The organism is Nitrosopumilaceae archaeon AB1(1) (assembly GCA_033471095.1).
Lineage (GTDB): Archaea > Thermoproteota > Nitrososphaeria > Nitrososphaerales > Nitrosopumilaceae > Nitrosoabyssus > Nitrosoabyssus spongiisocia.
Map to the genome: position 1 here is coordinate 345,757 of CP136752.1, position 24,060 is coordinate 369,816.

A 24,060-nucleotide genomic window follows, 5' to 3' on the forward strand; every position below is an offset into this window, starting at 1 on the left:
GTCAAGTTATCAGGAGTTCGGCAACATTCCTCCTCGAAAATCAAAATTATATAGCATATAACCCAAATACTGGGTATGACTATAAGTGAGGCAAACATGATCGTGCTTAAATGGCTGGGAAACCCAATCACACCTACCCAAAAACAGGTGGAGACGATAGGCCTGTTACAAAAGAGGGAGTTAACAACATCATAGACTGGACAAGAGCCGCCCTTACATACGATTTAGATCAAATTATACAACTGAAAAATATTCTCGGATTTGATGATAGAAATCCTTCTACCAATATTATTCCAGAATCAGAAACAATTAAGCGTATATGTGAAAGGCTTGACGAATTAGGGGGAAAATCTAAATAACCTCTATTTCACGCCATCTAAAAATTCCAAAGTCGGAATAAGATCATATTTGTGCTCTAAATGAACGTTATAGACAAGCTTGTTTGTCGAATTATGAGATTTATACACATCCTCAATCAAATTCTTTGACGTATTTGTAATTACATCATCAGCTGTATATCCCCCCCGCATTCGCGATTGACAACATTATATCTATTGGCTCAAAATCAGCTCGTTCCTGCTTATAACATGATTTCTGATCTGCATTTTTGCTATATGGTCGCATCTCTGGCGGAATTGTCTCGCTTGCCGTTTCTATTATCACGCCATCCATATATGGCGAATTCTTTTGTAATTGGGCATATACGTGATTCCCACCCTCAGATAATCCGCTCATTATAACTATTCCAGTATGTTCAAGACCGTTGATCCATTTGAGTATCTGTGTTATTTCATTCTGTCTGATAACCTGCACATCAATACCAATATAGCATAGGGTATCTTCAAATACACGGGCAGAACAGACTATCTTTCCGTATCTGTAATTATTATCACACACTATTCCAACATCATGTTCACGCTCTCCCCAACCCCTCAATTCAATGGTATATACGGCATATCCGTTATTCACTAATTTAATGCCTATATTGTCATGGTAATAACGCTCTCCCCATTTGGAATCAATGCCCATGACATCGCGTGCTCCCGAATGACCCGATCCGGGAATAATAAAGACAGTCTTATTTGCAGGTTTGGTTAGCGGCAATGCCTCATAAAATATGATATTTTCAAAGTCAAATGACTTTGTAGTGTATTTGTTTAATTCATAGGTATCATGAACCTTGGAATATAATAGCATTACATCATTGACGGTTGCAGACTCGTATGGTATTGGAATGTTGGAATAGTCTGATTCAAGATACTCCTGTGGAAACATCCGATAATTGTCAATGTCATTTAGTTCGTGTTTAATACTGTCTCTTCCAATGTCATAGATTAGATTTCCCAGAGCACCCATGTCATTTGTGATATGTGCTGTAATTCTAGCTATTTTGTCCGGACTATTCAGAACCACGGCTGTCAAAATTACTGCAATAATACTAAATGTAATAATTATTTTGTAATATCTTTGTAGTAATGCAGTTTTCATACAATAAAATTTTGCCAATCTTATTTAAATCACACTAGGTCATACTTTTTACCATTATGAAGCACAAGATTACCATATCACTAGAAGTTGAGATGATAAAGTGGATCGATTCGTAAATAAAGACCGGAAGATTCCGAAGCAAATCGAATTCTCACAAAGCATTAATAGGTATAACATACATAATTAGAGAATTGTATTTTAATACTAAGGAATTTTTGATAAAATTATTTCAAAATTATAGATAATCATAAAATTAAATTCTAACATTATTAATAGACATTTTAAAAAAACTAATCAATAATTTACATATTAGATAATATTAATAGGGTACCATTAAGAATTCCCAATATTGATAAATGAAAAAGACTTACAAAAATATGACAAACATGAAATGCACAAAGTTTATGATAATTGGACACAAATTGCTAAAGACGCATATAGGAATAATTCAGATCACGTAGATTTTAGTGATATAAATAATGTGATCTTTGTTGGTATGGGAGGTTCAGGGACTGCAGCTGATATTTTTCAATCAATTTTGTCACAGACTTCCATGCACATAACCGTGGTAAAAGGCTATACTTTACCAAAAACAATCAACAAGGAAACATTAATTGTTGGTACAAGTATATCTGGAAATACAGAGGAGACACTCATTGCTGTAAAAGATTCACTAAACTATGATTGTAAAAGAATAACTTTTTCNAGTGGTGGAAAACTTGAAGAATTTGCAAAAAAGAATGATATAGAGCATGTACAACTCCCAATGTATGAGAATCCAAGATCGTCATTACCATCTACGCTATACATAGAACTAAAAGCATTACATTCTACATTATCAATTGATGAAAAAGTTATCATAGATTCATTAAATGCGTTATCAAATATGAGAGAGAAAATATCTTCAAATAATCTCACAGATCAAAATCCTGCCATCAACTTGGCATCCTGGATATCAAAAGTTCCATTCATTTACTATCCTGCAGGTTTGAAAGCAATAACTACAAGATTCAAAAATTCTATACATGAAAATATGAAAAAACACGCATATATTGAAAATGTTATAGAATCATGCCATAACCAGATAATGGCATGGGAAGAAAAAACAGATGTAATGCCAATTTTATTACGTGGAACTGATGATCATCACAAGACAATAGAGAGATGGAATATGGTAAAAGAAATTTTGCAAATTCACAATGTTGAATATAGAGAAGAAATCGTATCTGGAAATAATATTTTATCTAAGACTATATCAACAATATACAAATTAGACTATTGTACGATTTATGGCGCTATTATGTCAGGTATGGATCCATACCCCATCGAATCCATTAATCATATTAAAAAATTATTAAAATGAATGTTATAATTCCATTTCAAATGGTTTTATATCTCGAATCTTTCTAGCAGGAACACCAGCCCATACTTCTTTAGGTTTAATTTTTGGTTCTAATACAACGGCGCCACTTCCAATACTAACCCAGTTACCAATAGTACATGCTACCAATATTGCATGACCTCCAATTTTGCAATGATTTCCTATTGTACATCTCTGTTTGGTTATTTTTTTTGTATCAGGGGTCATATACTTTTCGTCAGCAGTACTAGTATGAACACCAAATATACAGTGATCACCAACTATAGTATCACTACTGAGATAACAAAAAGAGTTCAATAATGTACCATCGCCAATCTGAACACCAGAATTAATTTCACAGTGATTACCAATTACACAATTTTTTCCAATTTTGACATTTTTCCCTATAAATGTCCAACCTGATAATCGTGTACCGTTACCAATTTTGGCAGATGGATCAACATCATTGTATTTTCCAAATTCTTTATGCATATCCTGTTCCTTCTCGTTTCCAATCTCTCAAGTGTTCAACATATTTACCGCCGAGTAGTTCCCATTCGGATAAATTAACTTTGGTAGCGGATATAACTGCATCGTGATCTTTATTTTTACAGGCCCAACGATAGCCTTTCCAAGAATAAGGATGCTGATTGAGGAAATACATCAGCAGAACTAACAATGTAGGATGAGAGTAGACGACTTTTTTTATAAGAGATGGTTCAGAGTTAGTCTCCTTACACTTCTTTGTAATATATTCAAGTAAATTAGATCTATTTGCTCCATACCAAATTCCAATTTGAAACTGACGCCAAGGGTAATCATTATTTTGTAGATCAAACGAATTAGAACCAATCTCTTTACGTGTTAATAGCTTGTGTGTTTTTCCCTTTAAAATTGCATCTATAAGGAAAAGAATCAATACCATTAACAATCTTCATATAGTCTTTCAAGATAACATTTTTAAAAAAATATGGTCGATATATCCAATATATTCCAGAAAACACAAAAGAATTACGCATTATGTAAAATCTATAAAATATATAACGAATCATGTCAGATACAGATCGTATTAACAGTTTTTTTGTAAAACTGACACATGCTAAATTACCTTTTCCGACTTGATCATAGCCCAACATAACATTAGATCTAAGTTCAGTATCAATATCATAACATAAAATTTTATCAAATTTTGCTTGTTTATAACAATGCCACACTACATTAGCTGAGCTGAAAATTCCATTCATTACTTTTTTCTACTTCTACAATAGTCCAACGATCAAAATTATTAGCTGAACATATTTCTTTTATTTTAGATAATGATTCAGGATCTACTCCCTTATCAACACCGAATAATAGCTCTCCAGGGTTTAACTTGATAGCAGATTTTATTGATTTCTCAAGAAATTGTTTTTCTTTATCTGTAAATGCGACAGCAACAGCTATAGTGAAATCATTGTTGGATGACATCATGAAATGATACATATACGTCAATATATAGTGTATGAGTAATTTATTTACATTAAAAACATTATGAAATTATTTATATTAAAAATATTCAAATGTCACATGAAGGTTGTAATTCACGTTTATGTTGTGATTTTTTATAGAGCGATAGTATTTTGTTAACAGACTCTTGTTCAATACCATACTCTGATACAATAGCCTCAGTTGTCATGTTTTTATCAAAATGACTTTGAAGTATCATATCTATTACATCATATGTAATTCCAAGTTCTGTTTGAGAATCATGATCTTTCCACAAATGTGGACCAGGTATTTTATCTACCAACTTGGATGGAACTCCCAAATGTTTTCCCAATTCTTGAACTTGTGTTTTGTAGAGATTTTTAATTGGAAGTATGTCAGATGCCCCATCTCCATACTTTGTAAAATATCCTATAAGATACTCACTCTTATCATCAGTACCAGCTACAAGATAATTCATAGCGTTTGAATGATAATAAATTATGGATGATCTTATTCTAGCTAGCAAATTTCCAGTAGCGAGTTTATCAGCGTTCAAGTCCACATCAGATTTGTACTGATCTAAGATAGAAGTTATATTACAAATTTTGTATGGTATACCAAGATCTTTAGCAACCTCAACAGCATCTGTGGTTTCACTATCAGGTGTTATATCAGTATGTGGTAATAAAATTGCAAGACATTTTTCTGCGCCCAAAGCACGTTTACACAAAAAGGCAGTAACAGTGGAATCTATACCACCACTAAGACCAAATACAATTCCCTTAGAATTGGTTGTATCTACTTGGGATACTAAAAATTTACAGATTTCTTCTGTTATTTGATCATACTGTTCTGATTGCATCAACTAATCGTTCTCCTATACGGTGCATCTGTTTATCAGTTATTGTTGTAGTAGATGGTAGATACATACCATGTTCAAATAGATATTTAGTCATATGAAGATCTCCATCATGTTTTAAGGTACTTGCAACTGGCTGCATATGTAATGGAGTCATATATCGTTTACAATGAATTTTACTTTTTTTCATTCTATCAATAATTTTTTGCGGATCTGGAACACGTATATCCAGATGCCATTGAGCATCATCATCAAAAAATTCCACTTCTTTACATTTTGATAGCATCTCCTTGTACATAGAAGCCATAGTTTTTAATCTATTCAATCTAGTTGGAACACGTTCCAATTGAGCTAGTCCAAATGCTGCTTGTAGTTCTGTAACTTTAGAATTGAAACCCCATTCTTCAAATTTATCAGACATGGGTTTTAATTGCTGCCTATCATTTCTACCTAAATCTTTGAGTTTAGATAATCTATCAAAGATTTCTTTATCATCGCAACATATCAGCTCCACCTTGACCTCCTAATGTAAGATGTTTGGTAGAAGCGAAACTGTATGTACTTACACAATTTGGCGAGTGATGTGAAACATGCTGTGAATTATCTTCAATTAGGGTAGTACCCAGTGTTCTTCCATTAGTATTTACGACAATATCACTTTGTGTTTCCGGTTTCATACAACCATTAGATTCTACAGGAGATATCGTCATATCTAATCCAGCTTGGACACATGAATTGTGCAGAAATATTGAATAATAATCTGGTATTCGTATCTTATCTAGTCTTTCTTTAACAGATAAAACCGCCATGTATAATGCAGTTGTTCCATTCATACATGTAACACAATATTTAGAGTCAACAAATTCAGTAAATTTCTTCTCAAATTCTCGCACAGTTTTATGTTCATTAAGATAATCTGAATCCATAACACGTTGTACTGCATCGTTTTCTTCTTTTCCCCAAACTGGAATAAATTGTGGTATAACCTCGTTTTGTTGTGTATCAGACGTTTGATCCAATAACATCAATCTCTTTTTTTTTCAAAGCACTAGACATAGTTTTTATACCATCTTTGAGTGTATGAATAGGAACAAATTTTAATGTTTTTTTAATTTTGGAGAAATCCACCATGTAATTTCTTTTTTCTTCAGTATCTGTAAAAGTGATTTTAACTCCAGTGATTTTTGCTATAGTATTTGCAATCTCTTTTTTAGTATAGTTTTGCTCACTAGAGCCTACATTGAATACAGTGGTTTTATCAGATGTGTCATAATCTATTACAAGACGTATAGCTTCTGAAATATCCTCAACATGGCATAATGGTCTGTATGCTTGTGCTCCAAATACATCCATATTTTTTTCAAAAACTGCAGTCTTTACAAAGTCATTTAGTAAAAGATCCCAACGCATTCTACCAGGAGATATACCATATGCAGTTGCACAACGTAAAATTATAGCTCCATGTACATGTTTACGTATGTATTTTTCTGCGTTTACTTTGGTTATTGCATATAATGAAACAGGGAGTAGAGTGGATGTTTCAGATACAGGTGTTGAACTTTGTCCATAGTTGGAACAAGTAGAGAGAAATATGAGTTTTTTAGATTCAATATTACACATTTGGCCGATTATTTTTACCATTACTTCATTAGTAATTATGGCCTCATCAGGTTTTTTTTCACATATGGGTTCACCCACAAGTGCGGCCAAATTTATTACCACATCACATTCCTTAATTAAAGGATATAATAGATCCACCGATCTAAAATCACCCTTTACTATTTTTACACGATCATTATACAGAGTATTGAAGTACCAGTCTCGATTTAAACTATAATCCATTCTATCAATTACGATAATTCTATGATGTGATTTTTTCAATAAATGTGAAACAAGTGTTGAACCAACATAACCTAAACCGCCTGTAATTAGTATATTCATGCACTACCAAGTCCAATTATTTCAACACCATCTTGTTTTGGAATGTATCTGAAAGGATTTATCACAATACTTTTAGCTGGAAATTTTAACTTTGTAAATGCTTTATGGTTTGTACCAATAAAATACACATGTGGAGAATTGAATAATTCAGAAGGAGGAGTTTCACCATCAAGATGAGGATCCCACATTTCAATTTCCAACCCTTGATCTTTAAATTCATTATATAGACGAATGGCAGAGCTTCCTACGGTAAGATTTATTTCGGGTTTGTATGATTTGCCCAGAATAGCTTTTGGTAGATCATATTGTTTTAACATATCAGCAAACCAAGCAATATGTCTTTCACGTATCTGCATTTGTTCAGTATATAGATCATTTGAAAGGTTTTTCTTGCGAGCAAAATCAGCCAAGGCTATATTATCACGTGGATGACATCCACCACTATCAGGCATTCCTCCTTTCATGTACATTGGGCTTATTATTCTTCTTGTACAATCTTTCAAGGCATCATAAACTACATCTACATCAGCACCTGATTCACGCATTTTATGACAAACCTCCATGAGGTTATTTGCAAAGTTTATTTTCATAGTAATGAATGTATTATAATTTACTTTGACCAGTTCGGCATTTACAATTCTCATTTCTTTAAATGGGGCATCTGTAATAGTACGATAAAATGTTTTAGCTTTTTCAAGAGCTTCTAGATCATCAATCCCAAATAAAACAATTTCAGGATTTAAAAAGTCATAAACAGTAGTGCCCATTGCTATAAAGAAAGGATTATAGCATAGTTTGACATGTTTGCTAAGGATAGGTTTTATTTCGCGCTCTATTGTTCCAGGAAGTACGGTGGATATTACAATCACAGTACGATCTTCATTTATTTTATCTAATTCAGTTGAAATATTTGTACATACATTTTTAAGAAAATCATAATTAAAATCAGACTGTAGTTGATGGAAGTTTAGTAATTCCTTCATACATTGGACGTGTGGTGTTTGTACTGCTACAAAAATTAATTCTGATTTTTTTAAAACTTCGTCAAGAGATAAAACTTGAATCTTTGTATTTTGAAGTAAATCAGGAACAGATTTTTCCAAGTACGGTATAGATTTTTCTGCAATGTATTTTTTTACATTAGGATTTATATCAAAGCCGACCACGGTATGTCCTTTGGATTCAACTGCTAATGCTGATGGTAGCCCTAACTTGCCTAGACCTACAAAGCCAATATTCATTATACTAGGACATATTCTAAACACAATTTATATTTATAAAATATAATCTAGTCATAATTCATATATAAATAAAGATGAAAACCTGAATATTACCATGACTAGTAATAATGACGGCACAACATATTATAACTAAATGTGGCTATTTTCAACTATGAGAACAACTCGTTTGATTGGAATTTTAATAGTATTGGTAGCAATTCCAATTGGAGTATATACATTAAGTCCATTATTTATAGAGACAAGTATTGATGAACCATTGCCAGATAATGTTTTATCTAGTATAGAGAAGGTTCAAGATACCACATTAATTTCTGATAAAACTGATGAGATGAAGAAAAAATTAGATACTCTGTTCGAGCAGATAGATAAGGAATTAGAAAAAACTGATGATAAACGTGCGGTGTTAAATTCACTATTAGTAGAGATGGATGATATGATTAAGAATGCAGGAATTGTAAAAGATGATCTAATAAAACAGGTTGAAGAAAAATATGGTGAAATGGTCACAGAGGAATTACTAGATGACACCATGACTGAAGAGATGATCAAATCATACAAGGGCACGTTTGTTGGTGTAGGAGATGGTATACATGATGTAAAAGGAGATGTCAAGGTACTGAAATTAGATGATGGTAGTAAGATTGTTCGATTTGAAAATTTTAAATCTGCAAATGGACCGGCTTTACATGTTTATTTATCCACAGATAGATCAGATAATGACTATATAGATCTTGGATCATTAAGAGCCACACAAGGAAATCAAAACTATGAAATTTCTGGAGATATAGATTTAGAAAAATATGATAATGTACTTGTATGGTGTTAACCATTCAGAGTATTATTTGGACATGCAGAATTGACCATTGACAATTAATTAGATAATTTGTAGTCATAACCAATGTGGAATTTGGAGGTATTCACCAATGTCCTCATTATTCAATACTTTGAGCATTGCGTTACCCTGAGGAGTGGATAGAACAGGTTTGTTGAATTGATTGTCGATGGATATTCGTGGGCATGCCACTTGAATGAATGCCTCAATTCCACTCAAATTATTCAATTTATCATTAGTGATATCAGTCAAGGCAAATAGATAGGCAGTTTTTCCTGCTTTTTCCAGTTCTATCTTAAATTTCAATGCAGTTGTCTTTGATAATTGACCATCTCGCAGTCCCAATATGACTCCAAAGACATCACAGTCGGCAGCCTTGTATATTGAAAGCGTAACTTTTTCNTTTAATTTTTGTGCAAACTCTGTAACTTCTCGAACCTCGTTAAAGTATGGATTTAAAACATATGTAGGTAGTCCTGTAGATAGTGCAAGACCGGCTGCATGAAAATTACTCTGTCCTAAAAATACATTTGCATCACATTTTGTTTTATTAGCCGTGGCAGGATAAAATTCACAACCAAATACTTGACCGTCATTTAGTTCACCTTTTCCTTTACCAATCAGTACAGTTAATCCATATTGTTCAAGTATGTTTTTTACTTTATCTATTTCAGTCAAATGTTGACTGTCGGTTATTAATGATATAGTTGAATTGGGTAATTGTTTTGCACATTTTACAGCTACAGTATCAAAGGATATATCGTCATACGCATTTATCATAAATATATTTTTCCCAAGACTCTCCATGCTTATTGTATGACCAATATTGAATAGAATATCAGCACTCAAAGTTTCTGCACCTTTGGTATTCAAATCACAAGAACCCCAAGTAGTATCTGCCAATACATATGCAGGAATATTGAATTTTTTCATTATATTCATGGATGCTTGCTGCACCTGAGGTAGAATTCCGTCCGGACCATTCAATGCTACAGACATTGGTTTGAGTTGAGTTATTTTTTCATACATCTTATTTTCATCTATGATTATCATGGTATATCCATAGTAATTTTGAATTTAAAGCTGATTTTAATTAGAGTAATCTTAAAAATTAAGATAGGTGATTATTCAAAATTGAAAGATGGAATTACAGTTAATATTGGATTTGATGATACAGATTCTACAGTAGGAATGTGTACGACATATCTAGCATTTAAGATGGTAGACAAGCTTGAAAAAAATAAAAATACAAAAATTATAGAGTTGCCAAATTTACTACGTTTTAATCCCAATATACCATGGAAGACTAGGGGTAATGGAGCAGTAGGATTGAAGATAGAAACTAGAGATTTAGATTGGGTAAAGAAGACTTGTATCTCGTTGATTGAAAAATTCTCAGATGTAGAGCATGGTGCAAATCCAGCAATTATTTTTCATACTGGAATAATAACAGAGAAGATTAAAAAATTTAGTAGATTATCTTTATACCAATTAATACCAAGAAGACAAGCAAAAAGAATCGTCTCAGAATCCAATATTGACACATTTCACATTGGGAATGGTCAGGGCTTGATTGGTTCGTTAGGGGCTGTGGGGTATGAATTTAATGATTATACATTTGAGATGCTTGCTTATCGAAAAAAATCAAAATTTGGCACAACCCGATATATATCAAAAGATGATGTAAAAAATATCCAACGATTCATTCCAAACACGTACAATAGTTTTGATTTACAAGCAGATAAAATTATGATTTCACCACATGGTCCAGACCCTGTATTTTATGGAATTCGTGGTGAGGATACAAGTAGCTTACTAGACGCATCCCAATTAATCAAGGTAAAAGAAGATCTAGACGGTTATATGATCTTCAAATCGAATCAGGGAACCGGTGATCATCTGAGGAATGAGATTGAGCCAGATATGATTAAACCATTTACCTCTGGAGTAATTAGTGGCGAGATTACGTCAGATCCAATTCAATACAATGGAGGTCACGCATTCTTTACTGTAAAGACTACAAAAGGGGATGTGGATTGTGCTGTGTATAAAGAGACAGGTATGGTGCAGAGAGTAGTGCTGAAATTGATCAAGGGGGACAGAGTATCTCTTGGTGGAGGAATTCGCAGAGCAACAAAAAGATATTCAAATGTATTGAATGTAGAATTTATTGATATATTACATCTACAAAATAAAACAACTATGAAAAATCCATTTTGTTATACATGTAATAAGAGTATGAAATCAAAGGGCAGAGGACAGTATTTTGAATGCTCAAAATGTGGTAAAAGATCAAACACCATTCATAAAATTAATCATAAAATTTTACGAACTGTTGAATCCAAATTATACTTACCAATTCTGTCTGCACAACGACATCTCACACGTCCTCAAGAGCGCCTAGGAATTACTAATAACACAGAGATTGCAATCAATACGATACCGTGGTTTAGAAAATTTCAATAAAAACAAAATAGCGGGGAGTAGATTTGGACTACTGATCTGCGGGTTTCTCATTGGAGGATTATGAGCCCGCCGGGATGACTTAGTCCATATAGTCTGACTTCCCCACCCCGCTGAATTAAAGACCAACAAATTAGTATATACACTTTATCAAATAATATACTGTTGTGAATGACTAAAATCATTTTACTCCTAGTTGGTCGTAGAAATCATCCTTGATCCATTCAGAATTTTTTCTAACCACACTACTTGTATATTATTTCTCAAATACAATTCTAGGAGTCTCACTAGACTCCACATCTAAAGAATTTTGCAATCAATCTTTATTATAATATTTAATATATTCTTCCATGGTTTTGTAATTCCATATCTCTAAGTTAACTGAGACAGAGAATTTTTTAATCTTACCATTTGTTTAAAGATGTTTGACACGACATATCAAATGATTAATTTCAAGTTGTTTAACTTTGTTTGAAATTTAATGAGCTTTGATTTTTTAGGATCTTTTCTTTTATGTGCTACTGTAAATTGTGTATCATAAGCAGTTATAATTTATGCAGAAATTCCAAATCTTTAAACTGCAACATTCAATGTAATTATAGTATTAATCGAAGTTACTTCTTTGAAGACATCAAAACCAGTAATACATATAGATGCATCATACAAATATGCTATAAAAATAAATCTGTTTAGACATGGAATTGACAAAATATGCCAATTAGTGTGCCACGATACATTAGAGTAGAGACGTTCGTATCGTACCCATTTGCGTTGACTAGACTTTCTTTTAGAAGATTTTGTAATGGTTGATTCATTTATGACTTTGCGTATAATTCTATACTTATTGACTTTCTCTTTAATTGTAATCTTGCTACAATTACATTTGCGCCAAAACTATATTTCGTACATTTATCTAATATTGTTTTGACATTTTGTTGGGATATTGGTTTTGTTTTATGGTCTGCACTTTTGAGTATTGGGACTGTATTCGTACAATTATACGGTTTGATAATTTGTCTAATTCGTCTTCCCTCCACAAAACAATATGCTATTCAAAACTTCCATGTCTGCATAATGCGGTTCAATTCAGATTATACAAATAACAGTTATTATAAGTCAAATTCTATTGTTTTAATTGAACACTGTTAAAACAGATAAATTTTGAACAATGTGATAATGCAAAAATAGATATATGCTGTGTAATACAAATTATTATTGGGTATTTTAAAAAACGGTTGGAGACATATTTTATTAAAATACAGTAAAGAATCACTTATGACAGATGATGCGCGTGACTTTCTAACACAATACACAAGATTACTAGATGATGCTAAGATGAAGGTGGATGAATTTCTATCTTCTTTGGAACATAGTGAAGGAAAAATGTCCATGGAGGATATTATCAAACAATCAAGACCGTTAATATCAAAGATGTCAGAAGAGCAGGAACAATATGACAAACATCTTGATTTATATCTTCCATGCCATGCCATGATATATCTTATATGCAGAATAAGTAAACCAGACAAAATAATTGAGACAGGAATTGAGAAAGGAGGATTTACATATATGATTTTATCCGCATTGGAGAAAAACAAACAGGGTCATCTATGGTCTATTGATATTAAAGAATTTTGGGGATTTAATGGTAAAACTATGGCACGGATAGGACCGTTGGTATCACTCAATATATTGAAATCGAGATGGACTAAAATAAAAGGCGATGCACAAAGGATACTACCACAAGTATTGAAACAGACAGGAAGTGTAGAGGTATTTATGGCATTGCAAGGGCACACATATGAAGTACAAAAGCACGAAGGACATGCTTCTTGGAATAGTATAAAAAATGGAGGTGTTTTTGTGCTCGATAGACCTGACTGGAATGACGGAAAATATTTACAAGAGTTTCTAGATGAGCATGGTGATGAAGTCTTGTATTATGATACGTTCAAAGAGGGACGTAAAAGCGATCCATTTGAATTTACAGTAATCCTAAAAAAATAAATAATAATAATTTGATAAAATTCATCAATAGAGTATTAGTATTTCAAATCTTTAATATGTTACAAAAATATAAACAAATTGCACATAAATAACATTATGTTTAGATAATTATGTGATTAAAAAAATTCAGATAGTAGGAATCATAGGTGCAATCATTGCATCAATTGTAATCTTATCATCACCCACAAATCCCTTACCTTTACCAGAACCATTAATAAACACAAATGATAGTGCAATCCAAATATTAGCTACAAATTTAAATCAACCTAGATCAATTGCGTTTGGGAATGAACAGATTTTTGTAACTGAGAAAGATGGTAAAATAAGAATAATTCAAAATGATACATTACTAGAAAAACCATTAGCAACATTTCGTGTTGCAGATGTATTTAATGGTGGATTGTTAGGAATAACAACACATCCAAATTTTATGGAAAATAATTTAATTTATGTATACTATACATATTATGATGGAGAGGTCTTTTGGAATAAGGTATCAAGATTACAAATATCAAACAATACAGTACTTGATGTAGTTACAATTCTAGATGGTATACCTGGCTCTAGATTCAACAACGGTGGAGATTTAGAGTTTGGACCAGATGATAAATTATACATATCTACTGGAATCACATCAGATTCTTCACATAATGCACAAGATGTATCATCATTGGAGGGGAAAATACTTCGAATAAATCATGATGGTACAATACCAGATGATAATCCGTTTCCTAATTCACCAGTATTCTCACTAGGACACAGAAATCCTCAAGGTATTACATGGAATTCATCTGGAGTTTTATTCATAGCAGATCTTGGACCAGAGAAAAATGACGAAATTAATATAATTAATTCAGGCAAGAATTATGGTTGGCCAGAAACAGAATGTGATGGTACAGAATTATATGTAAAAGCACGCATATGTTTTGATCCTGGAATTGAACCAGGGGGAATAACGTTTTACAATGATGATAAATTAGAACTAGACGGTATGTTGATCATGGCATCATTACGTTCTACAAATCTTTACAAGTTAGATATGAGTCAAGATGTTGTGGTACCAAAAAGCATACTAAGCGGAGTAGGTAGAATCAGAGATGTTGCAGTTGGACCAAATGGATATCTATATGTCATTACATCAAATACCGATGGGAAAGGATTTCCTTCGAATTCGGATGATATGCTAATACGGATAATGAAATGATATGAGTGATTCACGTATATCTAAATTCTTTGAAAAAGATTATGATGAGCGACTAGAAATAATTCAAAATTTTTCAAAACTTTCTGATGATGAAATTGAAATATTAAATGAAAATACTGGTGGAATTACATTTGATAATGCAGATAAAATGGTTGAAAATGTAATAGGTACATTTGCTTTACCATTAGGTATTGCAACGAATTTCAAAATAAATGATAAAGACTATCTAATTCCCATGGTCATAGAGGAACCTTCAGTTGTAGCTGCCGCATCTAGTGGAGCAAAAATCTCTAGAATAAAGGGAGGAATAACTGCTAGCGTAGACTCTGCGTATAGCATAGGTCAAATTCAAGTGGTAGATTTAGATTCAAAAGAGATTGATAAAGCGATTCAAGAAATTACAGAGTCAAATAGTGAAATTTTACAACTTGCGAATTCAAAGAGTACCACGCTCTCTAGTATGAACAAAGGGGCTAAGAGTATACAGTGCAGAGTATTATCTACAGATACAGATCCCATGTTAATTGTAGAGATAATGGTAGATGTGGCAGATGCAATGGGTGCCAACGTTACTAATACCATGTGTGAAGTCATCGCTCCAATGATAGAAAAGTTAACAGGTGGTAGAGTTTTACTACGAATTCTTTCCAATTATTCTACCAACAGAATGGCTCATGCTACAGCAGTATTCGATAAAAATGCCGTCGGGGAAGATGTTGTAAATGATATGATTTTGGCAGCCAAGTTTGCAAAATATGATCCATATAGAGCAGTTACACACAACAAAGGAATAATGAATGGGTTAATTGCAGTTGCAAATGCAGTTGGTCAAGACAATAGAGCAATAGAGGCAGCGGCAAATGCATATGCATCTAAAAATGGCAAATACACATCTTTGACAGAGTGGTCAAAAGATAAAGATGGTAATTTAGTTGGCAAGTTAGTAATTCCATTATCAGTAGGAATCATTGGAGGAATAACAAAAGTACATCCTATAGCACGCATATGTATGAATATTTTAGGAGTTGAATCAGGAAAAGAGCTTGCCTGTGTTATGGTCGCAGTGGGATTGGTTCAAAATTTTTCAGCAATGCGTGCACTAGTGACAGATGGGATACAGAAAGGTCATATGAGATTACATGCAAGAAATATCGCATGTTCTGTAGGCGCCAAATCTGAAGAGATTGATGGTATAGTAGAGCAAATGGTCAAAGAGAATAATATATCGATAAGAAGAGCCAAGGAAATTTATGCCAAATTGGATTCAAACAAGAATTGATCATATATTAGATGAATTATTCAGTAGTTAATCTACGATTATGTATAATGATTAAATTATATGATTAATGTAGAAAGTATGAAAATGGTCACGATAAAATTTGCTATTCCAAAGGGAAGTCTAGAAAAGGCCACATTCAAACTCTTAGAGGAATCATGGACGCGTGTAGTACGAAAAGATAGAACATACAATGTATTTTTAGACGATCCTGAAATTGTTGTCAAGATGCTTCGCCCTCAGGAAATTCCAACTTTAGTTGCAGAGGGTTTGTATGATATAGGAATAACAGGGAATGATTGGATTGATGAGGCAAAGGCTAATGTCACTTCATTGTTAGATTTAGAATATGGAAAAATAAATCTGGTCGTTGCATTTCCAGATAGTTTTAGATTTAAAAATTTAGATGCAATGATTTTACAATATGCAAAAAAGAAAAAAATCTTACGAATATCATCAGAATATCTTACCACATCTTCAAAATTTATAAAATCATTAAAATCATACAAAAAACTTTATGGTTCTAAAAATCCTACAATCATAACACCGTGGGTAAGATTAGGAAAGAACAAAAATGTGCAAATTCATTTATCATTTGGTGCAACTGAAGCCAAGCCACCAACTGATGTTGATGCAATAATTGATGTGACAGAAACAGGAACTACACTAAGACAAAACAAATTACAGATTTCTGAAAAAATATTAGAGTCATCGGCACAGCTAATTGTAAATAAAAATTCTATTCGCGATAAAAGAAAAAATGAAAAAATTCAAGATGTCACCACACTGTTAAAGGGTGCAATTCTAGGAAGAAAACACTATCACATATACCTAAATGTGCAGGAGAAAAATCTTAAAAAGGTTTTAACGCAATTGCCATCATTAAAGAGACCAACTATTAGTCCCCTGAGTCAGAAAGGGTGGTATGGGATAAACACGATTGTGCCTAGATTTGAATTTTACAAGATGGTTCCAAAATTACGTAAACTTGCACAAGGGTTGGTAATTCAAGAGCCTAAACAGATTCTTGAACTAGACAGAGTGCATGGGACGAAGAAAAATTGATTAGAATTATTTCTGCAAAAAATATTCCATTACAAAAGACAATTGATACTAATTCAAGAAAAAACATAATATCCATTATTAATGATATACAAAAACGTGGAGATGTCGCTGTAAGAAAGTATGAAAAAAAATTCTCAAATGTAAACACTAAATCTTTCAAAATTACTTCAAGAGAGATTAAATCAGCTTATGAAAATATATCTTCAAATCAATTAAGAGCTGTAAGACATGCTAAAAAAACTTTGGAGAATACTGAAAGACAAACAATGCGTGCTCTGAATAATATAGAAATTTCAAACAAAGGTGTGAGAATCAAGAGATCATTCAAACCCATATCCAGTGTGGGTTGTTATGTACCAGGAGGTCTTGCACTGTATCCTAGTTCGCTAATAATGGGAGTAGTACCTGCAAAAGTAGCAGGGGTAAAACGAATCATAGTATCCACTCCTACAGATAAGACAGGTCGAATAAATCCACTAGTACTGGTTGCTGCAGATATTTGCAAGGTAGATGAGATATACAAAGTTGGAGGAGCACAGGCAATAGCTGCAATGTCTATAGGCACAAAATCAATACCCAAGGTAGACAAAATCATAGGACCTGGAGGAAAATATGTCAGTATGGCAAAGATTGAATCTAGTAGTATTACGTCTATTGATATGTATGCAGGACCAACTGAATTAGGAATAATTGCTGATTCAACATCGGATCCAAAATTAGTAGCTGTAAATCTAATATCTCAAGCTGAGCATAGTAAAGATACATGTTGTTTTCTATTAACAACATCAGAAAAGTTGGCAAAAAAAGTTCAGAGCATAATAAAGAATATTAAAACACTACGCAGTGATATAGTACAGGCTAGTTTGAAGAATAATGGATTCATTATATGTTGTAAAAATGATAAAGAGATGATCAATCTAGCAAATGAATTGGCTCCAGAACACCTTGAAATATTGACAAAATCACCAGATAGATTTGTAAAACTCATAGTTACACCAGGATTAGTCCTAGTTGGAAGAGATACCCCATCATCTGCAAGTGATTATTTGCTTGGTTCAAATCATATTTTACCGACGAATCAATTTGGCAAGACACGTGGTTCCTTATCAGTATTGGATTTTTTAAAATTACACACTGTAGTAAAATCAACAAGACCTGTACTAAAAAATATCTATAAAGATATCAAGGTATTAACAACAAAAGAGGGACTTCCAAATCATTTAGAGGCTGTGAGATTACGTCTATGACAGATTGGTTTGAAGAAAAGCTAAAAAAATATGCGTCTTTAAGTGGATATCAGAAACCATCAATTCATACAGATTCGACAAAGATGGATTCGAATGAGAATTTTGTAATAAACTATGAATTCCAAAATGAAATAATATCTGCTGCAAAAAAGGGATCGGATATACGACAATACCCATTGAATGATGCTCAACAATTGACACAGGCAATAGCAGAATATCTAAACATAGATGAATCTATGATTGGGCTTGGGAATGGTTCGGATCAGATACTAGATTTAATCTTGACAAATTTTGCATCAAAGGATACACCAGTATTACTATCAAGACCAACATTTACTTTCTTTGAAGATAGATGTAAATTATATTCTATACCAACTATACCAATAGATTTTAATGATAACATGGTATTAGAAATAAAACAGTTTATTGCACAAGCTAGTAAAGCAAAAATTCTTTATCTTGACACACCAAATAATCCAACAGGATTTCAATTTGAACGTGATGAATTGGAAAAATTAATTAAACAATTTTCAGGTCTAATAATAATTGACGAGGCATATAGTGAATTTAGTAAATATTCAATCATAGATTTGGTAAATGAGCATAAAAATCTCATTGTGGTTAAAACATTCTCGAAAGCTTTTGGACTTGCTGGTCTAAGACTAGGATATCTAATAGCAAACAAAACATTTACAGATACATTTACAAGAGTTATACAGTACCCATACCCACTAAGTACAATTAGTATCAAAGCAGGCATACATGCACTAAAAAAAACAGATGTCGTAAATGCATCTATAAATATAATACAACAAGAAAGAGAACGAGTAATTCAAAATTTAAAACAATATGATTTCTTCAAGGTGTATAATTCACAAGCCAATTTCGTGTTATTTGATGCAGGCGATTCGGCTAAAAGAATCTATGATGCTCTTATGGAGCAAGGAATATCTGTTCGTAAATTTGATTTAGACAGTCTTGCTAATTGTCTACGAGTAACTATAGGCACAAAAGAGATGAACTCCAAGTTTTTGTTAGCAATACGTAATCTTTTAGAATGACTCTGCAACAGATATCAGATGGAATATACCTAGATGACACTATAAAATTAGACTTTGATGCTATAGCATTAGACTGTGATGGAGTATTGGTAGATATCAGAGAATCATATGATGCCACAATTAATCAAACAGTATCATTTATTTTAAAAAAATATACAGAGACACAGATTCCCAGTATAACACCAAAAGTCATAGCAGGATTCAAAGCAACAGGTGGATTTAATGATGAAATTGATTTGGCATATGCTATAATTTTATCACTGTATAAAGGAAATGAAAATTTCATCTGGCAAGTAATTAAAAATTCAAATCGTACCGGAATAATATCAGCAGAATCTTACATATTGGAAAAATACCCAGAAACAGAAATATTAAAAAAAGAGATTAATTATTTTAATGATAAAAATAATATTATCAAATCAATATTTGACGAATTATTTTATGGAAAAATATTATACAAGAAATTTTTTAACAAAGAATCACGATTCACAGATGAGGGTTTAATTAAAAAAGATGAAATTATTCTAAATAAGGATACAGTTACATTTTTACAAAAAATATTTAATGAAAAAATTGTAATGGTTACAGGACGTGGATTAAATTCTGTTCGATATTCCTTGGATGAATTTATGGATAAAATTAATCTAGACGCATCTATATTTCTAGAGGACGAATCGCGTAATCTTGCAAAACCAAATCCTGAATCACTAATACGGGCAATAACTAAAATGCAGTCAAGTCATTGTGTATTTGTTGGTGACTCTATGGAGGAGTTGATAATGTCCAAAGACGCAACTAGTAGAGGATTCAAGACTACATTTTGTGGAATAATAGGAAATACACATCAAGAGCAAAGGGAGGAAAGACTAGAATTATTCAAGAAGAGTGGAGCTACGATAATACTAGATTCAATAAATCTACTTCCAAAGATATTAAATTCTGCCCAACCCAAGTAATGTTGATGGCAAGACGTATTGGAAAGATTGAACGAAAGACAAAGGAGACTATTGTAAAGGTAGAAGTGAATTTAGACGGTTCAGGTCAGACCAAAGTGAATACTGGAGTTAGTTTTCTTGATCACATGATTACATCACTAGGAAAGCACGCAATGATGAATTTGACGGTAGATGCAAAATCAAGGGATGGTATAAATCATCATCTAATTGAAGATGTTGGCATAGGAATCGGTATGGCAATAGACAAAGCATTAGGAACACGTTCAGGAATTATTAGATTCGGTCACGCGTCAATTCCCATGGATGAATCACTTGCAGAAGCTACAATTGATCTAGTTAAAAGATCATACAGTGTCATTGATATCAAATTAAAACGTGCAGATATAGAAGGGATATCAAGAGAAAATCTTGAGCATTTTGTATATTCACTATTGCAAAATATCAATGCGTGTATTCACGTTACGTTGCAATATGGAACGAATGACCATCACAAGATTGAAGCTGTAATCAAATCAATCGCAGTTGCATTAAGATTTGCAACATCAAAAGATAGTAAACAGAAAGGAATTCCCAGTACCAAGGGCGCAATGTAATGAAGTTAGCCATATTAGACTATGGGTCAGGCAATATCTTTAGTTTAAAAACTTCATTTGAGAGGTGTGGCATTATCATAGATGTAATAACTAGTCTAGACGAAATTAATAATCACTCAGGATTATTACTACCTGGAGTTGGGAGTTTTGATCCGGCGATGATAAACATCAACAAGTGTTCTAGTAATTCTCTAGAACTCATCACACATGGAAAAATTCCAATACTGGGAATCTGTCTTGGAATGGAGATATTTTTTGAGAGCAGTCAAGAAGGTAGTCAAATGGGTCTAGGAGTAATGAATGGTAAAGTGATACTATTACCAAAAGAGGGTAAAATTCCACACATGGGATGGAATAATCTAATAATAAAAAAATCTGGGCGATTACTTGAAGGAGTGGAGAATAATTCGTATGTCTACTTTACTCATTCATATACAGCGCATGCAGATGATTCTAGTCAGATCATGGCAGTTGCTAATTATAATAATGAAATTCCAGCGGTGGTTGAAAAGGACAATTTTTTTGGTACACAATTTCATCCAGAAAAGTCTAGCAAAAATGGTATGCAGATGATTGAGAATTTTATCAAGGTATGTAAACAATGAAAATCATTCCAGCAATAGATTTGATGAATGGACAAGTTGTAAGATTATTCAAAGGGGATGCTACAAAAAAAACCATATACAGTAGCAATCCAATGGAAGTTGCCAAAGAATGGGAGTCACAGGGTGCAGATTCCATACATATTGTTGATCTAGATGCAACACTAGGATTAAGAAACAATTACGATATAATTAAAAAAATATGTCATGAAATAGATACACCGATACAAGTAGCAGGTGGGTTACGGAATAGAAAAATGATCACAGATGTTTTAGAATTTGCATCACGTTGTGTAATTGGAACACTTGCATTTATGGATCAAAAAAGTGTTGTAGAGTTGTTGGAGATATATCAAAATGAAAAAATTGTAATATCTGCTGATTACGTACAAGAAAAAATTGTGACTCATGGATGGCAGAAAGACAGCGATATCACTATAGAATCCGCCATAAATAATTTCATTACTTTGGGATTTACAGAATTTTTACTAACAAATGTAGAACTTGACGGTACAATGCAAGGACCTGATGTAAATGTCTTGAAGGAATTATGCTCCAATAAAATAGCAAACATAATTGCTAGTGGCGGGGTGTCATCACTACAAGACGTTAAAAATGTAAAAGATACAGGAGCAGATGCAATAATACTTGGAAAGGCAATATATGAAAAAAAATTCACAGTCAGTGAGGCCAAACAAATATGACATTAACTAAGAGAATAATACCTTGCCTTGACATATCAAATGGCCGAGTTGTAAAGGGAATAAACTTTGAAGATATCAAAGATGCAGGTAATCCTGTAGAATTGGCAAAAAAATATAGTGATAATGGTGCAGATGAACTCGTTTTCTTAGACATTACAGCTTCAGAAGAGAAACGTGCCACAACAATTAATCTAGTATCAGATATTGCACAAGTAATTGACATACCATTTACAGTAGGTGGCGGTGTTAACACATTACAGCATGCTCGTGACATATTACTAGCTGGTGCAGACAAGGTTGGTATCAATACTGGGGCCATCAAAAATCATAAAATTATAACAGAATTGATGAATCTCTTTGGACGACAATGTGTTGTAGTTGCAATCGATGCAAAAAAAATTATTACCGATAATAAATCATGGTACCAAGTTTACATCTATGGAGGCAAAAAAGAGACAGGTGTTGATGCTATACAATGGGCCAAAGATGTACAAGAGTATGGTGCAGGAGAAATATTACTTACTAGTATAGATATGGATGGTACAAAAAAGGGATATGACATAGAATTGACAAAGAAAATTGTAGATGCGGTAAATATTCCTGTGATTGCATCAGGGGGTTGTGGTAAACCTGATGATATTGTAGACTTGTTTATGAAAACTAGTGCAGACGCTGCTCTTGCAGCATCCATATTCCATTATGACTCATTTGCTATACCAAACGTAAAGAAAAAACTAGAGGAAAATAATATTTCAGTGCGGATGTAAATGACACATAATATAATAATTAGTAATGCACGTATAGTTACACCATTAGGCGTTTTAGAGAAAAATATTGTAATTAATGATGGTAAAATTGTACAAATTTCCTCAGATACTCCTCAGTGTAATAAAAAAATAGACGGAACAGGTAAAGTTGTAATTCCAGGAATGATTGATACACATGTACACTATGGAGTCTATTCACCCATAGATGTAGCGGCAACATCTGAATCACATGCAGCAGCAATTGGAGGGGTTACAACTATGATGAGAATGTTAAGATTAGAAGGATCATTCAAAGAATTATTACAAGCTCATCTAGACACAAGTGCAAAATCACATTATGTAGATTATGCAATACATGCATCAATCTTTAATGAAACACAGATTGAAGAGATGAATTATTGTGTAAAACAAGGCATAACATCTTTCAAATTATACATGAATCTAGGAGGAGAAGTAGGTCATGTGTATATGGATCTGCAACCCAATGAATCTACATTACATGAAACGAATGTAGAGGTAGGAGAGGAAATTATCAGAGGTACAATCAAAATGGCCGCATCATTAAATTGTCCAGTATTAATTCATGCAGAAGATTATGAGTCGTGTGCGTGTGGTATAAAAACATCGAGGGAGAAAAATTTGGACGGTCTGAGAGCATGGTCAGATAGTAGAGCACCCAAGTATGAAGTTAAAGCAATTGAAATGGTATCAAGAATAGCACGAGAGTTTGGTTGTGTATTGTATTTTGTACATATTGGTTCTTCTGCAGCTTTAAAGCAGATCAAAATAGAAAGGCAAAGTGGCACAATTATTCATGTTGAGACATGTCCTCACTATTTGACTCTAGTTCATGAGGAACAAGCAGGGTATCTGCCCAAAGTTATGCCACCTATAAGAAGTAGTGAGGACAGAGATTAAGTTTGGAGA

General features: G+C 32.9%; 26 protein-coding genes and 1 tRNA gene. 16 read left to right on the plus strand and 11 right to left on the minus strand.

The window, feature by feature from the left end; translation table 11 throughout:
• The first annotated feature begins 110 nt into the window (after positions 1-110).
• Complete coding sequence (locus R1F52_02090) at positions 111-359, plus strand: hypothetical protein (protein ID WOV93438.1); 249 nt, start codon at positions 111-113, stop codon at positions 357-359.
• Positions 360-507: 148 nt separating this feature from the next.
• Here the strand turns inward: R1F52_02090 and R1F52_02095 are convergent, their stop codons facing one another.
• Complete coding sequence (locus R1F52_02095; GenBank protein WOV93439.1) at positions 508-1,488, minus strand: hypothetical protein; 981 nt, start codon at positions 1,486-1,488, stop codon at positions 508-510.
• Positions 1,489-1,837: 349 nt separating this feature from the next.
• On the opposite strand from R1F52_02095, the gene R1F52_02100 reads away from it, so the two are divergent.
• On the plus strand, positions 1,838-2,851 hold the full coding sequence (locus R1F52_02100; GenBank protein ID WOV93440.1) for an SIS domain-containing protein: 1,014 nt from the start codon (positions 1,838-1,840) through the stop codon (positions 2,849-2,851).
• A 3-nt stretch (positions 2,852-2,854) separates the two neighbouring features.
• Here R1F52_02100 and R1F52_02105 read toward each other — a convergent pair whose 3' ends face one another.
• The 8 genes from R1F52_02105 to R1F52_02140 all read right to left on the minus strand — a co-directional run bounded on the left by R1F52_02105 (position 2,855) and on the right by R1F52_02140 (position 8,356).
• Positions 2,855-3,340 (minus strand): DapH/DapD/GlmU-related protein, encoded by a 486-nt coding sequence (locus R1F52_02105; protein WOV93441.1) that lies wholly within the window; start codon positions 3,338-3,340, stop codon positions 2,855-2,857.
• Positions 3,333-3,773 (minus strand): hypothetical protein, encoded by a 441-nt coding sequence (locus R1F52_02110; GenBank protein WOV93442.1) that lies wholly within the window; start codon positions 3,771-3,773, stop codon positions 3,333-3,335. Before R1F52_02110 ends, R1F52_02105 begins: the two co-directional genes overlap by 8 nt.
• Before the next feature lie 293 nt (positions 3,774-4,066).
• Positions 4,067-4,318 carry a hypothetical protein gene (locus R1F52_02115; GenBank protein WOV93443.1) on the minus strand — a complete coding sequence of 84 codons (252 nt, stop codon included), beginning with the start codon at positions 4,316-4,318 and terminating at the stop codon, positions 4,067-4,069.
• A gap of 85 nt (positions 4,319-4,403) precedes the next feature.
• Positions 4,404-5,177: an NAD+ synthase gene (locus R1F52_02120; protein ID WOV93923.1), complete on the minus strand. Its 774-nt coding sequence runs from the start codon at positions 5,175-5,177 to the stop codon at positions 4,404-4,406.
• Positions 5,158-5,688, minus strand: a complete 531-nt coding sequence (locus R1F52_02125) for a DegT/DnrJ/EryC1/StrS family aminotransferase (protein WOV93444.1) — start codon at positions 5,686-5,688, stop codon at positions 5,158-5,160. The genes R1F52_02120 and R1F52_02125 overlap by 20 nt, the downstream gene beginning before the upstream one ends.
• Positions 5,666-6,193 (minus strand): DegT/DnrJ/EryC1/StrS family aminotransferase, encoded by a 528-nt coding sequence (locus R1F52_02130; protein ID WOV93445.1) that lies wholly within the window; start codon positions 6,191-6,193, stop codon positions 5,666-5,668. Before R1F52_02130 ends, R1F52_02125 begins: the two co-directional genes overlap by 23 nt.
• A complete protein-coding gene (locus R1F52_02135; protein ID WOV93446.1) occupies positions 6,177-7,115 on the minus strand; it encodes an NAD(P)-dependent oxidoreductase in 939 nt (312 codons plus the stop codon). The genes R1F52_02130 and R1F52_02135 overlap by 17 nt, the downstream gene beginning before the upstream one ends.
• Entirely contained in the window at positions 7,112-8,356 is a 1,245-nt protein-coding gene (locus R1F52_02140; protein WOV93447.1) for a nucleotide sugar dehydrogenase, read from the minus strand. Before R1F52_02140 ends, R1F52_02135 begins: the two co-directional genes overlap by 4 nt.
• 151 nt (positions 8,357-8,507) lie before the next feature.
• On the opposite strand from R1F52_02140, the gene R1F52_02145 reads away from it, so the two are divergent.
• Positions 8,508-9,182, plus strand: a complete 675-nt coding sequence (locus R1F52_02145; protein WOV93448.1) for a DM13 domain-containing protein — start codon at positions 8,508-8,510, stop codon at positions 9,180-9,182.
• Between the two features lie 63 nt (positions 9,183-9,245).
• Here the strand turns inward: R1F52_02145 and R1F52_02150 are convergent, their stop codons facing one another.
• Positions 9,246-10,241 carry a 2-(3-amino-3-carboxypropyl)histidine synthase subunit 1/2 gene (locus R1F52_02150; protein WOV93449.1) on the minus strand — a complete coding sequence of 332 codons (996 nt, stop codon included), beginning with the start codon at positions 10,239-10,241 and terminating at the stop codon, positions 9,246-9,248.
• A gap of 81 nt (positions 10,242-10,322) precedes the next feature.
• Between R1F52_02150 and R1F52_02155 the strand changes: the two genes are divergently transcribed.
• Complete coding sequence (locus R1F52_02155; GenBank protein ID WOV93450.1) at positions 10,323-11,654, plus strand: tRNA(Ile)(2)-agmatinylcytidine synthase; 1,332 nt, start codon at positions 10,323-10,325, stop codon at positions 11,652-11,654.
• Between the two features lie 8 nt (positions 11,655-11,662).
• On the opposite strand, the gene R1F52_02160 is transcribed toward R1F52_02155, so the two are convergent.
• Positions 11,663-11,766: transfer RNA gene (locus R1F52_02160), tRNA-Met, on the minus strand.
• A 1,160-nt stretch (positions 11,767-12,926) separates the two neighbouring features.
• On the opposite strand from R1F52_02160, the gene R1F52_02165 reads away from it, so the two are divergent.
• The 12 genes from R1F52_02165 to R1F52_02220 all read left to right on the plus strand — a co-directional run bounded on the left by R1F52_02165 (position 12,927) and on the right by R1F52_02220 (position 24,051).
• Positions 12,927-13,658 carry a class I SAM-dependent methyltransferase gene (locus R1F52_02165; GenBank protein ID WOV93451.1) on the plus strand — a complete coding sequence of 244 codons (732 nt, stop codon included), beginning with the start codon at positions 12,927-12,929 and terminating at the stop codon, positions 13,656-13,658.
• 112 nt (positions 13,659-13,770) lie between these two features.
• A complete protein-coding gene (locus R1F52_02170) occupies positions 13,771-14,862 on the plus strand; it encodes a PQQ-dependent sugar dehydrogenase (protein WOV93452.1) in 1,092 nt (363 codons plus the stop codon).
• Between the two features lies 1 nt (position 14,863).
• Positions 14,864-16,141, plus strand: coding sequence for a hydroxymethylglutaryl-CoA reductase, degradative (locus tag R1F52_02175; protein ID WOV93453.1), 1,278 nt, complete (start codon positions 14,864-14,866; stop codon positions 16,139-16,141).
• A gap of 84 nt (positions 16,142-16,225) precedes the next feature.
• The gene (hisG, locus tag R1F52_02180; protein WOV93454.1) at positions 16,226-17,203 is read left to right on the plus strand and encodes an ATP phosphoribosyltransferase; all 978 of its coding nucleotides are present in this window, start codon (positions 16,226-16,228) and stop codon (positions 17,201-17,203) included.
• The gene (gene hisD, locus R1F52_02185; protein ID WOV93455.1) at positions 17,200-18,450 is read left to right on the plus strand and encodes a histidinol dehydrogenase; all 1,251 of its coding nucleotides are present in this window, start codon (positions 17,200-17,202) and stop codon (positions 18,448-18,450) included. Before hisG ends, hisD begins: the two co-directional genes overlap by 4 nt.
• On the plus strand, positions 18,447-19,511 hold the full coding sequence (gene hisC / locus R1F52_02190; protein WOV93456.1) for a histidinol-phosphate transaminase: 1,065 nt from the start codon (positions 18,447-18,449) through the stop codon (positions 19,509-19,511). Before hisD ends, hisC begins: the two co-directional genes overlap by 4 nt.
• Positions 19,508-20,467 carry an HAD family hydrolase gene (locus tag R1F52_02195; protein ID WOV93457.1) on the plus strand — a complete coding sequence of 320 codons (960 nt, stop codon included), beginning with the start codon at positions 19,508-19,510 and terminating at the stop codon, positions 20,465-20,467. Before hisC ends, R1F52_02195 begins: the two co-directional genes overlap by 4 nt.
• A gap of 5 nt (positions 20,468-20,472) precedes the next feature.
• Positions 20,473-21,060: an imidazoleglycerol-phosphate dehydratase HisB gene (gene hisB / locus R1F52_02200; GenBank protein ID WOV93458.1), complete on the plus strand. Its 588-nt coding sequence runs from the start codon at positions 20,473-20,475 to the stop codon at positions 21,058-21,060.
• Positions 21,060-21,665 carry an imidazole glycerol phosphate synthase subunit HisH gene (hisH, locus tag R1F52_02205; GenBank protein ID WOV93459.1) on the plus strand — a complete coding sequence of 202 codons (606 nt, stop codon included), beginning with the start codon at positions 21,060-21,062 and terminating at the stop codon, positions 21,663-21,665. The genes hisB and hisH overlap by 1 nt, the downstream gene beginning before the upstream one ends.
• Positions 21,662-22,366 (plus strand): 1-(5-phosphoribosyl)-5-[(5-phosphoribosylamino)methylideneamino]imidazole-4-carboxamide isomerase, encoded by a 705-nt coding sequence (hisA, locus tag R1F52_02210; protein WOV93460.1) that lies wholly within the window; start codon positions 21,662-21,664, stop codon positions 22,364-22,366. Before hisH ends, hisA begins: the two co-directional genes overlap by 4 nt.
• Positions 22,363-23,133, plus strand: coding sequence for an imidazole glycerol phosphate synthase subunit HisF (gene hisF / locus R1F52_02215; protein WOV93461.1), 771 nt, complete (start codon positions 22,363-22,365; stop codon positions 23,131-23,133). Before hisA ends, hisF begins: the two co-directional genes overlap by 4 nt.
• Positions 23,134-24,051: a dihydroorotase family protein gene (locus R1F52_02220; GenBank protein ID WOV93462.1), complete on the plus strand. Its 918-nt coding sequence runs from the start codon at positions 23,134-23,136 to the stop codon at positions 24,049-24,051.
• Positions 24,052-24,060: the final 9 nt, after the last annotated feature.